Source organism: Planotetraspora thailandica, assembly GCF_016863335.1.
Taxonomy (GTDB): Bacteria; Actinomycetota; Actinomycetes; order Streptosporangiales; family Streptosporangiaceae; genus Planotetraspora; species Planotetraspora thailandica.
The window spans coordinates 1-13,056 of record NZ_BOOR01000091.1 but is presented as its reverse complement, the minus strand read 5'-3'; the positions used below and the strand labels follow the sequence as shown (position 1 = coordinate 13,056).

Sequence of the window (13,056 nt, the reverse complement as noted above, 5' to 3'; positions counted from 1 at the left end):
GTCGACACGCTGACCAGCCTGTCGGTCGCCGTGGTCGTCGCGGTCGCGGTGGCGGGACTGAGCGCCTGGTTGTGGTTCATCGAGCCGCTCGTCTCGCTTCACCGCGCCCGCAGGCGTGGCGAGAATCCCCACGAGCACGACGGCGCCGAGAGGGCCTGACCGGCTCATGTGCCCGCGCCTGCCAAAGCGAACACAAATGGACCGGCATGCATCGACAAAATCGAATTATCCGACTGCTTTTGATGTTATGAGGCAAATTGTCAGGGCAGTGGGAGGCCATGGCTACACTGCTTTGGCTCATCGCCGTTGTACTCGTGATCGCCGGGATCTATGTGATCCTGGCTCGTCGGGACATCCTCTGGGGGATCGTCCTCATCGTCCTCGGGTTCCTCGTCGGCCCGGGGGGCGTCAGCATCTTCAATCCCTAGCCGGCCAATTCCCGGATGACGGACGAACGGCGGCCGGCTGAAATCCGGCCGCCGTCCCGTTGCCGGGAAATCCCGTCTCGAAGAAATCCGGGAATCCCGGAAACACTGCGCGGGAAATATGAAAAGCAGAGAGATTCAGTGCACGCCCTCGCCGTCGAGGCAGTAGACGACATAGGCGTGCTCGATGACGGGCAGGGCGACGTTGCGCACCCGGATTCCGCCCGGTGTGATGCCCTTCTCCGTACCCGAGTGTGCGTGGCCGTGGACGATCAGATCCGCGCCCTCGGCGTCGGCCGCCTCGGCCAGCAGGTAGCTGCCGAGGAAGGGATAGATCTCGGGCGGCTCCCCGAGGAGGGTGTCCTTGACCGGCGAGTAGTGACTGAGCACCACCTTGGTGTCGGCGTCCAGGCCCTTGAGGGCCAGCCGCCACCGCTCGGCGATCTCCTTGGTGTGCCGGACGAACGCCTTGGTCTCCGGCTCGCCGAACTCGCTGGCGCATTTGCCCGCGAACCCGCCGCCGAAGCCCTTTCCCCCGGCGACGCCGAGCCGTACACCGTTGAGCGGGATCGTCACCGCGTCGTCGTCCAGCACAGTGATCCCCGCGTCGCGCAGGACCGCGATGATCTCCTGGTCGGCGTCGGAGTGGTAGTCGTGATTGCCGAGGACGGCGACGACGGGGATCGGCAGGCCACCGAGCTCGTCGGCGACGAGCCTGCCCTCCTCGAAGGTTCCGTGCCTGGTCAGGTCTCCCCCCACCAGGAGCACGTCGGCTCGTTCCTCTATCCCGGCGAGCGTCTTGCGGTAATGCCCCCGCAGGTCCTCGCCGAGATGGATGTCGGCGACCGCGGCGACGCGCAGCGCGTTCACAGGTGCTCCTCCTCTCCCGGCTCGTGCACCTCCAGAAGCCTGATCTCGTTGTGCACGGTCAGGCCGGGCGCGGCCTCACGAGCGACGGCCTCGATCAGATGCCGGCGTTCGTCGCAGGGTACCTGTCCGCGCAGATAGACCTGGTCGCCTCGCACGTCCACGCGGATGCCCAGCTCGTTGGTCCTGTCGTCCTCCGCGAGGGCCCGCTGCACCCGGGCCGCCACATACTGCGGCGTCTCCATGACTTCCCCCTCGATGGTCGTACGGCTACCGCTGCCCGCCGCCGCGCACGCGAAACGCGAGAAGAAAACTGTGGTTTGAGAAGGGTTTACCGGGAAATTGACAATCCGAGAACTCGGTGCCTAAGACGCAGGCACCTCCTCGGCTTCGACATGCCCGACGGAGGTGCCCCCGAGCACATCCCTCCGGGCATCCTCACCTGGGCTCCCTGATCCCCGAGCCCGGTGCCTCGTCACCGCCCTCCCGGAGGAACCCCTGTGAAGATCGCCATGGTCTCGGAACACGCCAGTCCGCTCGCCGTCCCGGGCGCGGTGGACGCCGGCGGCCAGAACGTCCACGTCGCCGCCCTCGCCCGGAAGATCGCCGAGCTCGGTCACGAAGTCACCGTCTACACCCGCAGGGACGACGCCGAGCTCCCCGAGTCCGTCGCTCTGGGGCGGGGCGTGACCGTGGTGCACGTGCCCGCGGGGCCGCCCTCTCCCATTTCGAAGGACGAGATGCTCCCCTGGATCCCCGGTTTCGGATCGTGGCTGCGCGACCGGTGGCTGTTCGACCGGCCGGACGTCGTGCACAGCCATTTCTGGATGAGCGGCGTGGCCGCCCTGGCCGCGGCCGAGCAGGCGCGGGTGCCCGTCGTGCACACCTTCCACGCGCTCGGCAGCGTCAAGCGCCGCCACCAGGGCGCCGGCGACGCCAGCCCGCTGGGACGGATCGAGGCCGAGGAGTCGATCGGCCGGGGAGCCGACGCCATCATCGCCACCTGCAACGACGAGGTCGACGAGCTCATCCGCATGAGGGTGCCGCGCACCTCTGCCCGGGTCGTGCCCTGCGGCGTCGACACCGGCGCCTTCCATTACCACGTCACGCCGAAGGAGCGGCCCGACCGGCCGCGCCTACTGTCGGTGGGCAGGCTGGTGCCGCGCAAGGGTGTCGACACGACCATCGAGGCCCTGCGCCGGGTTCGCGACGCCGAACTGGTCGTCGCGGGCGGTCCGCCGGCCGACGAACTGCACCGCGACCCGGAGGTGACACGGCTGCGCTGGATCGCCGCCCGCGCCGGGGTGGGCGACCGGGTGCGCTTCCTCGGCCGGGTCGGCAGGGACGAGCTTCCCGCGCTGATGCGCTCGGCCGCGGCCGTGGTCTCCGTCCCCTGGTACGAGCCCTTCGGCATGGTCGCGCTCGAAGGCATGGCGTGCGGGGTGCCCGTGGTCGCCTCCGCCGTCGGCGGCCAGAAGGAGACCGTGGTCAACGGCGTGACGGGTGTGCTCGTGCCCCCGCGCGATCCGATCGCACTGGCGCGTGCCCTGCGGGGCCTGCTCGGCGATCCGGTCCGGCGCACGGCGTACGGCATCGCGGGGGCGGACCGGGCCAAGGTCAGGTACGGCTGGGGCCGCATCGCCGCGGAGACGCTGGCCGTCTACGAGGAGGTGGTGTCGGCCAGGAGCCTGCAGCCGAGCGCCTCCTGAGCTGCGCAGCCGGTCACGGCGAGCTCATCGCAGCAGGTCCTCAGCCTGTTCGAGCACGTCGTCCACCGTCACGTCGTCGACCCACGACCCCGGGCCGGCCTCGCCGTCCGGTTCCGGGGAGCGGGCGGTCCACGAGATCAGCGGCCGGTGGTGACCCCTGGTCAGGGGTCCCCTGCGCAGCATGTCGGCGCACCAGTAGATGCCCACGGTCGGCGTCCCGGTGGCCGCGGCCAGGTGCCGCGGGTCCCCCTCGCCCGAGATCAGCAGGTCGCAGGCGGCGTAGAGCGCCGCCATCCCGCCCAGGGACAACTCGTCGACCACGACCATTGCCGGCCGTTTCATCGCGCTGGTCATGCGCTCGACGGTCTCACGCTCCGGGCCGGTGCCGGTGACGACGACGGGCCTGCCCAGCCGGTCGGCGACCTCGGCGAACCGCTCGAGCGGCCAGCGCCTCCGATGGTCGGCCGCACCCGGATTGACGGCGACCAGCCCCTTCGGCAGCCTGCCGGCCCTCCGGTTGAGCTCGGCCCAGTCGTTCTTCACCACCGCGATCCGCGGCTCGATCTCCACCACCGCCGCGCCCAGGAGACCGGCGACCTCCAGGGATCGAAGCGTCTCGTGCTGGTGGTCGACGTAGGGAATCCACCGGTCCAGCCGTACAAAGCCGGGGGCGCACGGCCCAGCGGTGAGCGCGGCGCCCAGCCCGCGCACGAAGGAGTCGCACCCGCCGCCGCCCCCGCTCATCCGCACCGCGATGTCGAAGCGGCGGCCGCGCAACTCGCCGACGAGATCGGCGGGCGCGGAGAATCCGCAGGCCGCCGACGACACACCCGAGATCGGGGGCAGCGCGATCACGTCGTCCACCGGGCCGGGACGGCCGCGCAGGAAGGGCACGTGCCAGTCGCGCCCGAGCACGGTGATGGTGGCGGCGGGGTAGGCGTGCTTCAGCGCCTCGATGCCGGGCAGGGCCAGCAGAAGATCGGCCAGGGCGCCCGGCTGCAGCACCGCGATGTGCTCGACGCCTCCCACGAACAGCCCTGTCATGGCGCCCGTCCCCCTTTCGCCCCGGATTTCCCGTCCATCGCATCCCTCCCACTCCGTCGTTCCCCGGCGGCGCTCCTCCCTTGTTCGTCGTCCACCTCAGCATGCGTCCCGGCTACCCCGCTGTTCCCTCGCCAAACGCGATGCCGTCACACTCGGCTGATCACCCATGACGCTGGGCTTCCGGGAGGGCTGTGCGTGAGGAGGGTTCTGCCGGGTAGAGGGCGCCCATGGCCGCGGAACGGCGGCCGCCCCCCGAATCGAGAGGATGAGGACGGTGAGCCTCAGCGACAAGGTCGTGGTGGTGACGGGCGCCAGCGGAGGCGTGGGCCGGTCGATCGTCCAGCAGCTCGGCGACATGGGGTCGATCGTCGCCCTGATCGCGCGCGGCGAGGTGGGCCTCGCCAGTGCCGCCGTGGAGGTGGGCGTCGGCGGAGGCACCGCGAAGGTCTTCACCGCCGACGTGGCCGACCACGAGCAGGTACGGCGGGCCGCCCAGCGGATCGAGGAGGAGCTCGGCCCGATCGACGTCTGGATCAACGTGGCGTTCACGGCGGTCTTCGCGCCCTTCATGGAGATCACACCGGAGGAGTTCGAACGCGCGACCCAGGTGACCTATTTGGGCTACGTGTGGGGCACCCGCGCGGCCCTGGAGGTGATGAAGCCGCGCGACCGCGGCGTGATCGTCCAGGCGGGATCGGCGTTGTCCTATCGCGCCATCCCTCTCCAGTCGGCGTACTGCGGGGCCAAGCACGCGATCAGGGGATTCACAGAGTCGGTGCGGACCGAGCTGCTCGCCGAGGGCTCGGGCGTCAAGATCACCATGGTGCAGTTGCCGGCGCTGAACACGCCCCAGTTCGACTGGGGGCTGGCCAAGCTTCGCAGGCATCCCCAGCCGGTGCCGCCCATCTACCAGCCGGAGGTGGCCGCGCAGGCGGTGCTGTACGCCGCGGAGCATCCCGAGCGCAGGGAGTTCTGGGTCGGCGCCACGACGGCGGTCACGATCATGGCGCAGCGGGTCGCGCCCGGCCTGCTCGACCGCTACCTCGGCAAGACCGGGGTGAAGGCGCAGCAGGTGGACGACAAGGCCCCCACGGGGGTGTCGAACCTCTGGGAGCCCGCCGACGAGGACGCGGACTACGGCGCGCACGGCAGCTTCGACGACCGCTCCCACCCGCGCAGCGTCCAGGTCTGGATGTCCCAGCACCGCAGGCTGGTGATCGCCGCGTCCGCCGCACTCGCCGTGGCCGCCGTCATGGCGCTGCGCCGGCGCTGACCGGAAGCCTAACGTCGGTATGCCTCCGATCAGCGGGCAGCATTGTCCTCATGACTGTTGTGCCGGTGGTGGTGACGGGACTCATGGGAGCAGGCAAGAGCACGGTGGCCCGGCTGCTCGCCCAAGCTCTGGACCGCCCCATGAGAGACAGCGACGCCGATCTGGAGAGCCGCTACGGCGAGACCGCCGCGGCGATGGCCGCCGATGTGGGCGCCGACGAATTGCACGCGCGTGAGGCGCTGGTGCTGAGGGATGCCCTGGCCTCCGGCGCCGTGCCGGTGATCGCCGCAGCCGCCAGCACGGTCGACGACCCGGAGTCGCGCGCGGCGCTCGGCTCCGCGTTCGTCGTGTTCCTCGACGGGCCGCCTGACGTGCTGGCCGAGCGCATGAGGTCGAGCCCGCACCGCCCGCATTTCAAGCCCGACCTCGCCGAGATGCTGACCGAGCAGCGCGCCCGGCGCCTGCCGCATTTCCAGGAGGTGGCCGACCTGACGGTGGACACCTCGGCGCACACTCCCGAGGAGATCGCCGCCGCCGTACTGGAGCGGCTGGCCGTCACTCCGGGCGCCGGCGGGTGAACGCGGCGGCGACCCCGGCGAGCACGGCCATCACCACCCCGGTGACCGGCACGGGCGCGCCGGTGAAGGTCGCCGCGAGCACGAGCACCGCGGCCGTGGGCACGATCAGGTTGTGACCGCGGCCGACGTGGTGCGGGCGCTGCTGCAGCACCCACACGGCGAGCAGGAAGACCGCCACGGGCACGGTCACGACCGCGCCCGACGCGCCGCCGTGACCCGTGGCGTCGTCGACGACGGCCGACAACCCCGCCCCGACGGCCGCCGCCGAGGCGAAGATCAGATAGTGGCCGTATCCCCAGAGGAAGGCGGCCCTGTTGGAGGTCAGGAACCGGTGGGCGGGCTTGGCGAAGTACAACCACCACATCGAGAACACGATGAGCAGCCCCCCGCCCGCGACGGAGTAGAGGCTCGCGGTGGCCGCCCGCGTGTCGACGGCGCCCTGCACGGCGAGCGACGCCGCGAGGATCGACTCGCCGAGCACGATCAGTGTGAACAGCCCGTACCGCTCGGCGATGTGGTGCGGGTGCCACGTCGTGCGGTGCCTCCGTTCCGCCCACACCGGCACCGCCAGGTCGGCGCAGGCGAGCACCGGCCACGCCCAGCTCTGCATGCCGTGCGGCAGCGCCAGCATGGCGACCCAGCAGATCTCGACGGTCGTGACCCCGGCCGCGTAGCGCAGGGCCGTCGAACGCCCCGCCGGATCGGACGCGGCGGCGCGCAGCCAGTTGGCCACCAGGGCGGTGCGCATCACGACGTACCCGGCGACCGCCATGGTGAAGTCGCGGTGGTCGAAGGCCCTGGGGATGCCCGCCGCGAGGATGAGCGCTCCGGTGATCTGCACCAGGGCGGCGATGCGGTACGGCACGTCGTCGGTGTCGTAGGCGGAGGCGAACCAGGAGAAGTTCATCCACGCCCACCAGATGGCGAAGAACGTCATCGCGTAGCTGACCAGGCCGAAGCCGGTGTGCCCGGTCGCGAACGCGTGGTGCAGCCCAGCGGCGGCCTGCGCGACGGCGACGACGAAGCACAGGTCGAACAGCAGCTCCAGCGGGGTCGCGGCCCGCAACGACTCGGTGACGTCCCTCGGGATCATCCGTCGGCCCCTGGCCGGGGCGTCGGGAAGGGTCCGTTCACTCATGGGGGGCCGGATTCTCCTCTCGACAGGCTCGGCCGTGACCTCTAGGCGGCCGCCGGAAACGCCCCCATCATAGGGACCCGAGGCCACGCAAAGCTCACAGCCGAATGCCCGTCGTTTCCGGATATTTCCGGATACTTCAATAAACGCGATTAGTGCGTCCCCATCAGATCACGACGACATCATGTGGCTGCCCAGCCGGTCCTGGGCGACGAGCAACGCGCGCAATTCCTCTGCGTTCTCGGCCGAAGCCGTCATGATCAGACCCCGGTCCATGTCCATTCGGGACAACGACCGCCTCATCCGGGTCGCATACCAGCGACCCGCGTCGCTGCGCCAGATCGACCAGCGCCCGGCATACTCGCTGCTCAGCCGACTCTGCGCGGCGTCCTCCGCCGAAATACGCATGCCGCCACCTCCAGGCTCGGTGCCGGGAGACAGCCGCGTGCTCATCCGGACACGAATGGTAGTGAGAAGCGGTCTCCCCCGAACGGCACCGCCGTCACCGTGGGAGATATGAAGATCTTCCACCTGATGCGGTGACTTCACCGGATCTTGAAGTGCCGGAAATGACACGGGTATTCGGAGAAGGTTAGGGATCAGGTCATTTGGGGTTATCTGTCCTGGTAATCGGCTGAGCCACCATCACGGCAAGGTGCTCGTGCTGCGGCTACCGGGATGGAACATGAGGATCGTACGGCTGGCCAATTTCATCGCCCCTCGATCAGGCGGCCTGCGTACCGCTCTCAACGAACTGGGCGCCGGATACGCGGCCGCCGGCCACGAGGCCGTACTGGTGATCCCCGGAGCCGAGCCGGGAGTGAGCGAGACCCCCTCCGGCCGGATCATCACCGTGCCGGGACCCCTCGTCCCGGGAACCGGCGGGTACCGCGTCATCACCGCCCGGCGCTCGATGCGCCGCCTGCTCGACGACCTGAAGCCCGACCGGCTGGAGGTCTCCGACCGCTTCACGCTGCGGTGGACCGGCCGCTGGGCCCGCTCCCGCGGTGTGCGCTCGATGATGGTCTCCCACGAGAGCCTCGACGGGCTGCTGCGCATGTTCGCCCCCGTGGGGGCGCGCGTCCTCTCCGACCGGCTCAACCGGTCCAGCGCCGAGTGGTTCGACACGGTGGTCTGCACGACGGAGTGGGCCGCCGCCGAGTTCCGCCGCCTGGGCGTGCCCAACCTGGTGCGGGTGCCGCTCGGCGTCGACCTCGCCCGTTTCCACCCGGACCGGCACGACGAGGAGTTGCGGCGTTCATTCGCCGCCCCCGGCGAGACGCTGCTCGTGCACTGCAGCAGGCTCTCCCCCGAGAAGCGGCCCGACCGGCCCGTCGAGGCGCTGCGCGAGCTGCGCCGCCGCGGCGTGCCCGCCGTACTGGTCGTGGCAGGAGACGGGCCGCGGCGGCCCGCCCTGGAGGCGCAGGCGAGCGACCTCCCGGTGCGGTTCCTCGGCCACGTCACCGACCGTGATCTGCTCGCCCGGCTGCTCGCGACCGCCGACGTGGCCATCGCCCCTGGGCCGGTGGAGACGTTCGGGCTCGCCGCCCTGGAGTGCCTGGCCGGGGGAACCCCCGTCGTCGTCGCGCGGGAGAGCGCGCTGCCCGAGGTCATCGGCGAGGCCGGCCTCGCGTCCGGCGACGGTCCCGTGGCGTACGCCGACGCGGTGAGCACGCTGCTGGCCAGGGACGAGAAAACGCGCCGCGAGATGGCCCGCCGCCAGGCCGAACGCTACGGATGGCCGGCGTCTGTGGACGGCTTCCTGCGCGCCCACGAGCTCCCGAACCTGATCGGAGGTCGAAGCCGATGACGACGACACGGATGGTGGCCCTGGGCGATTCGGTCACCGCGGGCCTCGGCGACCCGCTCCCCGGCGGCGAATGGCGGGGATACGCGGCGCTGCTGGCCGCCTCGCTCGGACCACGCGGGGAGGTCGAGTTCAGCAACGTGGCCACGTCGGGCGCCACCTCACGCGACCTGGCCGCCGACCAACTCCCCCAGGCCCTGGCGCTGCGTCCCACGGTGGCCTCGGTGCTCGCGGGGGTCAACGACACGCTGCGCGGCAGATTCGAAATCGCGTCCATCGCCGCCGACATCGACGCGGTGGTCGGGGGGCTGTGCCGTACGGGCGCGACCGTGCTCACCATCCGCCTGCCCGACCCGGGGCTGATGCTCGGCATCCCCGACCTCGTCAGGCGCCCGCTGACCCGGCGGGTGCGGGCGATCAACTCGATCCTCGACCACGCCGCCCGGCGCTACGACACCGTGCACGTCGACCTGGCCTCCCATCCGGCGTTGTACGAGCGGCGCATGTGGGGCGTGGACCGGCTGCACCCGAGCGAGCGCGGCCACCGCCTGCTTGCCCGGCTCAGCGCCGCCGAGCTCGCCAAGCGCGGCTTCCCCCTCGACTGCATGCCCGACGAGGAGCCGACCGGTGCGAAACCGTCCGCATGGGCGAGCGCGCGCTGGATGGCCGTCGAGGGCACCGGCTGGGTGGTCAGGCGCTCACGTGACTTCCTTCCCGAGCTTGCCCGGCTCGTCCTCAGCGAGGCGTGGCACGGCGTCCGCGGGCGGTCCGCCCTCCTCGACGAGCGGGTCCGCGCGGAACTCGACCCCCTGTTGCGCGGCACGGCCGCCCCTCTCCCCGTCCCCGCTACGGAAGATGCCTGCCCATGAGAGTCGCCATCGTCTCTGAGTCCTTCCTTCCTCAGGTGAACGGCGTCACCAACTCGGTCTGCCGTGTCCTGGAGCATCTCGCCGACCACGGTCACGAGGCGATGGTCGTCGCACCGGGCCGCAGCCCCTCCAGCTACGCCGGTTTCCCCATCCGTTCCACCGCGGCCTTCCGCCTGCCCTTCTACCGGTCGTTCCGGGTCGGCCTGCCGAGCCGCACGATCATGTCGTCGCTGGAGGAGTTCAGGCCGGACGTCGTGCACCTGGCCTCCCCCACCGTGGTCGGGGCGTCCGGCATGACGGCCGCCGCCCGGCTCGGCGTGCCCGCCGTCGCCGTCTTCCAGACCGACCTCGTCGGCTTCGCCCGCCAGTACGGGATGCGGGGCGCCGACTCGGCCATCTGGTCCTGGTTGCGTCACATCCACACCCGTGCCGCGCGCACGCTCGCCCCCTCCTCGGCGACGATGGCCGAGCTGAACGCACACGGCATCCCGCGGCTGTCGTTGTGGGGCCGGGGCGTCGACCTCGAACGGTTCAACCCGGCGCACCGCTCGGAAAGCCTGCGGGCCGAGTTCGCGCCGAACGGCGAGGTCGTCGTCGGGTACGTCGGCCGGCTGGCCGCGGACAAGCGCGTGCACCTGCTGGCCGAGCTGGCCGACCTGCCGGGGATCAAGCTGGTCGTCGTGGGCGACGGACCCGCCGCCCGCAGCCTGCGCCGCCGGGTGCCGGACGCCGTGTTCTGCGGGCTGCGCACCGGCACCGAGCTGTCGCAGATCCTCGCCTCGTTCGACGTGTTCGTGCACACCGGGGCAAACGAGACCTACTGCCAGGCCGTACAGGAGGCGCTGGCCGCCGGGGTCCCGGTCGTCGCCGCGGCCGCGGGCGGCCCGCTCGACCTGGTTCAGCCCGAGCACAACGGGCTGTTGTATCCGGCCGACTCGCCCGGTGGCATGCGAGAGGCGGTCGCCCGTCTCGCCTCCGACGGACAGGCGCGAGCCCGTATGAGCGGCAACGCGCGCAGCTCGGTGCTCCACCGCACATGGAGCTCGCTGTGCGAGCAGCTTGTCAGGCACTACGAGACCGTGCTGGCCGAAGACTTCCAGGCCAGCACGCAGCAATCGCACGAGGAGCCGTGGGCCGTACGGATCCCCGACCCGTCCGAGGCGCCGGCCGGCACGGTCTAGGTTTTCTCGGCGGCATGTCACGTTTTCCGCCGCTCGTCTCGTCTCCGGGGTGAAGGCGCTCACAAGGAGCGCCGCCCCAGAGAAGAGACGCACATGACCACCAGCAAGCAGATCCAGCGGATCGTCGTGGTGGGCGGGGGCTACACCGGGCTGCTCGCCGCCATCCGCACCGCGGGACGCCTCCGCCGCCACGGCGGGCACGTCACGCTGGTCAACCCCGCAAGCAGGTTCACCGAGCGACTGCGAATGCACCAGGTCGCCTCCGGACAGCGGCTCGCCGACCACCGCATCCCCGACGTACTCAAGGGCACCGGCGTCACGTTCGTCCAGGGCTGGGCCACCGGCATCGACCCGGACGCCCGCGAGGTCACCGTGACGACCTCCGACGGCGTGCGCGTCCTGCCGTACGACCGGCTGGTGTACGCCGTGGGCGGCACCGCCGACGTCGCCTTAGTGCCCGGAGCGGGCGAACACGCCCACACCCTCGACGACCCGGCCGCGGGCGCCCGCCTCGCCGGCAGGCTCGCCGACATCGCACGCACCGGCGGCACGGTGACGGTCTGCGGCGGCGGCCTCACCGGCGTCGAAGCGGTCACCGAGATCGCCGAGTCGTTCCCGTCCGTACGGACCGTCCTGCTCAGCCGGGATGTGCCCGGCTCGATGATGGGCGCCAAGGCGCGCGCCCACCTCGACCGGGCGCTCGCGCGGCTGAACGTCGAGGTGCGCACCGGCGCGGAGATCACCAAGGTGCTGCCCGACGCGGTCGAACTGGAAGGCGGCGAGCTCGTGCATTCCGACGCGACCCTCTGGACCGCCGGCACGCGCGCCAGGCCGCTCGCCGCCCAATCGGGGATCGACACCGACGAGCACGGCCGGATCGTCGTGGACGCCACACTGCGCTCGGTCTCCCACCCGTCCATCTACGCCGTCGGAGACGCGGCCGCGATCCGCCAGCCGTACGGGGTGCTCCACGGCACCTGCCAGAGCGGGATCCCCAGCGCCGCGCACGCGGCCGACGCCATCGGGCGCGAGGCGCGCGGCAGGAAGGCGCGGCCGTTCCGGTTCGGCTACATCCACCAGCCCGTCAGCCTCGGCAGACACGACGCGGTGATCCAGTTCACCCGTCCCGACGACAGCCCCCGGCGGTGGCACCTGGCCGGCAGGCCCGCGATGGTCTACAAGGAGCTCGTCTCGGGCAGCCCGATCCACACCTTCCGCCTGTCGAGGTCGTTCCCGGTGCCCCTGCAGCTGTCGCGCGGCGGCCGCCGGGCATCCGCTTCCCGATGACGCGTGTTACCTTCCGCCGCGCCAATCCGTCATAACCGCAGAAGTCCGGTTATCAACGGAAAGAGGCAACGGTGAAGGCACGAATGACGAACCCGGCGATGGTGCTCCCGCACGTGACGGAGGCGGTCGGAGGGCTCTTCAAGGCAATGCACGCGGGCGATGTGCCGCAGCGGACGCTGGAACTCGTGCACCTGCGGGCCAGCCAGATCAACGGCTGCAGCGCGTGCGTGCACTCGGGCACCACCAGCGCGACCAAGGCGGGCGAGACCGCGGAGCGGCTGCTCGCCGTCTCCGCGTGGTATGAATCGCCGCTCTTCGACGACGCCGAGCGGGCCGCACTCGCGCTCACCGAGGCGGCCACGCGGCTCAGCGACCGGCCCGGTCAGGTCACCGACGAGATCTGGGACGAGGCCGCCAGGCACTACGACGAGAAGCAGCTCTCAGCGATCATTTTGATGATCGCGACGACGAACTTCTTCAACCGCATCAACACCACGATCAAGGAGCCGGCGGGCGCCACCTGGAGCTGAGCCACCCGCAGGCGGCCCGGCGTCACCACCGGGCCGCCTGGGTCGTATCACTGGTTCTCGAAGCGGGGCATGGGCAGCCGTCCCAGCCGGTCGACGTCGGCCGGCACGTCGATCGCGACGACGCGGCCCTCCCTGACGGTGAATCCCATGACCAAGGCCACACGGCCGCCGACGGTGAGGACCGCTCCATTGACCATTGCCGGGTGAACCACCGCCTGCGACCGAGCGAACAACCGCGCCCGACCGGCGACCTGTGCCGCACCACGCACCACCGGTTCGCCGATCGTTGGCGGCGATCCGACCCAGCGCGACTTCGGCGTGATGGTGTGACACGGCGCATGACACCGTCGC

General features: G+C 71.0%; 16 protein-coding genes. 10 read left to right on the top strand and 6 right to left on the bottom strand.

Annotated elements, in window-relative coordinates:
* Nucleotides 1–30 precede the first annotated feature (30 nt).
* Nucleotides 31–159, top strand: a complete 129-nt coding sequence (locus tag Pth03_RS42295; protein ID WP_275413288.1) for a hypothetical protein — start codon at nt 31–33, stop codon at nt 157–159.
* Nucleotides 160–278: 119 nt separating this feature from the next.
* Nucleotides 279–428, top strand: coding sequence for a GPGG-motif small membrane protein (locus Pth03_RS39720; RefSeq protein ID WP_203885462.1), 150 nt, complete (start codon nt 279–281; stop codon nt 426–428).
* A 135-nt stretch (nt 429–563) separates the two neighbouring features.
* On the opposite strand, the gene Pth03_RS39715 is transcribed toward Pth03_RS39720, so the two are convergent.
* Together Pth03_RS39715 and Pth03_RS39710 are read right to left on the bottom strand one after the other, a co-directional pair.
* Complete coding sequence (locus Pth03_RS39715) at nt 564–1,295, bottom strand: metallophosphoesterase family protein (protein WP_203949686.1); 732 nt, start codon at nt 1,293–1,295, stop codon at nt 564–566.
* Complete coding sequence (locus Pth03_RS39710) at nt 1,292–1,537, bottom strand: BON domain-containing protein (RefSeq protein WP_203949685.1); 246 nt, start codon at nt 1,535–1,537, stop codon at nt 1,292–1,294. Before Pth03_RS39710 ends, Pth03_RS39715 begins: the two co-directional genes overlap by 4 nt.
* 255 nt (nt 1,538–1,792) lie before the next feature.
* On the opposite strand from Pth03_RS39710, the gene Pth03_RS39705 reads away from it, so the two are divergent.
* Nucleotides 1,793–3,001 (top strand): glycosyltransferase, encoded by a 1,209-nt coding sequence (locus tag Pth03_RS39705; RefSeq protein WP_203949684.1) that lies wholly within the window; start codon nt 1,793–1,795, stop codon nt 2,999–3,001.
* Nucleotides 3,002–3,025: 24 nt separating this feature from the next.
* Here the strand turns inward: Pth03_RS39705 and Pth03_RS39700 are convergent, their stop codons facing one another.
* A complete protein-coding gene (locus Pth03_RS39700) occupies nt 3,026–4,045 on the bottom strand; it encodes a glycosyltransferase family 9 protein (RefSeq protein WP_203949683.1) in 1,020 nt (339 codons plus the stop codon).
* 274 nt (nt 4,046–4,319) lie between these two features.
* Here Pth03_RS39700 and Pth03_RS39695 point away from each other — a divergent pair, with 274 nt between their 5' ends.
* Together Pth03_RS39695 and Pth03_RS39690 are read left to right on the top strand one after the other, a co-directional pair.
* On the top strand, nt 4,320–5,318 hold the full coding sequence (locus tag Pth03_RS39695) for an SDR family oxidoreductase (protein ID WP_239119744.1): 999 nt from the start codon (nt 4,320–4,322) through the stop codon (nt 5,316–5,318).
* Between the two features lie 50 nt (nt 5,319–5,368).
* Nucleotides 5,369–5,896 (top strand): shikimate kinase, encoded by a 528-nt coding sequence (locus tag Pth03_RS39690; protein WP_203949681.1) that lies wholly within the window; start codon nt 5,369–5,371, stop codon nt 5,894–5,896.
* Here Pth03_RS39690 and Pth03_RS39685 read toward each other — a convergent pair.
* Both Pth03_RS39685 and Pth03_RS39680 read right to left on the bottom strand, forming a co-directional pair.
* The gene (locus Pth03_RS39685; protein ID WP_203949680.1) at nt 5,874–7,034 is read right to left on the bottom strand and encodes a low temperature requirement protein A; all 1,161 of its coding nucleotides are present in this window, start codon (nt 7,032–7,034) and stop codon (nt 5,874–5,876) included. The genes Pth03_RS39690 and Pth03_RS39685 overlap by 23 nt on opposite strands.
* A 168-nt stretch (nt 7,035–7,202) precedes the next feature.
* The gene (locus tag Pth03_RS39680; protein ID WP_203949679.1) at nt 7,203–7,439 is read right to left on the bottom strand and encodes a hypothetical protein; all 237 of its coding nucleotides are present in this window, start codon (nt 7,437–7,439) and stop codon (nt 7,203–7,205) included.
* 277 nt (nt 7,440–7,716) lie between these two features.
* Between Pth03_RS39680 and Pth03_RS39675 the strand changes: the two genes are divergently transcribed.
* The 5 genes from Pth03_RS39675 to Pth03_RS39655 all read left to right on the top strand — a co-directional run bounded on the left by Pth03_RS39675 (nt 7,717) and on the right by Pth03_RS39655 (nt 12,705).
* A complete protein-coding gene (locus tag Pth03_RS39675; RefSeq protein ID WP_203949678.1) occupies nt 7,717–8,841 on the top strand; it encodes a glycosyltransferase in 1,125 nt (374 codons plus the stop codon).
* Nucleotides 8,838–9,707 (top strand): SGNH/GDSL hydrolase family protein, encoded by an 870-nt coding sequence (locus Pth03_RS39670; protein WP_203949677.1) that lies wholly within the window; start codon nt 8,838–8,840, stop codon nt 9,705–9,707. Before Pth03_RS39675 ends, Pth03_RS39670 begins: the two co-directional genes overlap by 4 nt.
* A complete protein-coding gene (locus Pth03_RS39665; protein ID WP_203949676.1) occupies nt 9,704–10,888 on the top strand; it encodes a glycosyltransferase family 4 protein in 1,185 nt (394 codons plus the stop codon). The genes Pth03_RS39670 and Pth03_RS39665 overlap by 4 nt, the downstream gene beginning before the upstream one ends.
* Nucleotides 10,889–10,981: 93 nt before the next feature.
* Nucleotides 10,982–12,175, top strand: coding sequence for an NAD(P)/FAD-dependent oxidoreductase (locus Pth03_RS39660; RefSeq protein ID WP_203949675.1), 1,194 nt, complete (start codon nt 10,982–10,984; stop codon nt 12,173–12,175).
* A gap of 71 nt (nt 12,176–12,246) precedes the next feature.
* Nucleotides 12,247–12,705, top strand: coding sequence for a carboxymuconolactone decarboxylase family protein (locus tag Pth03_RS39655; RefSeq protein WP_203949674.1), 459 nt, complete (start codon nt 12,247–12,249; stop codon nt 12,703–12,705).
* Nucleotides 12,706–12,752: 47 nt separating this feature from the next.
* On the opposite strand, the gene Pth03_RS39650 is transcribed toward Pth03_RS39655, so the two are convergent.
* Nucleotides 12,753–13,056: sigma-70 family RNA polymerase sigma factor family protein (locus tag Pth03_RS39650; protein WP_444544186.1), on the bottom strand; the 304-nt coding region annotated here is incomplete at its 5' end.

Excerpts from the sequence above, each read along its gene's own strand:
- Pth03_RS39720 (WP_203885462.1), top strand. The coding sequence starts at position 279 with ATGGCTACACTGCTTTGGCTCATCGCCGTTGTACTCGTGATCGCCGGG.
- Pth03_RS39710 (WP_203949685.1), bottom strand. The coding sequence starts at position 1,537 with ATGGAGACGCCGCAGTATGTGGCGGCCCGGGTGCAGCGGGCCCTCGCG.
- Pth03_RS39700 (WP_203949683.1), bottom strand. The coding sequence starts at position 4,045 with ATGACAGGGCTGTTCGTGGGAGGCGTCGAGCACATCGCGGTGCTGCAG.
- Pth03_RS39690 (WP_203949681.1), top strand. The coding sequence starts at position 5,369 with ATGACTGTTGTGCCGGTGGTGGTGACGGGACTCATGGGAGCAGGCAAG.
- Pth03_RS39685 (WP_203949680.1), bottom strand. The coding sequence starts at position 7,034 with ATGAGTGAACGGACCCTTCCCGACGCCCCGGCCAGGGGCCGACGGATG.
- Pth03_RS39680 (WP_203949679.1), bottom strand. The coding sequence starts at position 7,439 with ATGCGTATTTCGGCGGAGGACGCCGCGCAGAGTCGGCTGAGCAGCGAG.
- Pth03_RS39675 (WP_203949678.1), top strand. The coding sequence starts at position 7,717 with ATGAGGATCGTACGGCTGGCCAATTTCATCGCCCCTCGATCAGGCGGC.
- Pth03_RS39670 (WP_203949677.1), top strand. The coding sequence starts at position 8,838 with ATGACGACGACACGGATGGTGGCCCTGGGCGATTCGGTCACCGCGGGC.
- Pth03_RS39665 (WP_203949676.1), top strand. The coding sequence starts at position 9,704 with ATGAGAGTCGCCATCGTCTCTGAGTCCTTCCTTCCTCAGGTGAACGGC.
- Pth03_RS39660 (WP_203949675.1), top strand. The coding sequence starts at position 10,982 with ATGACCACCAGCAAGCAGATCCAGCGGATCGTCGTGGTGGGCGGGGGC.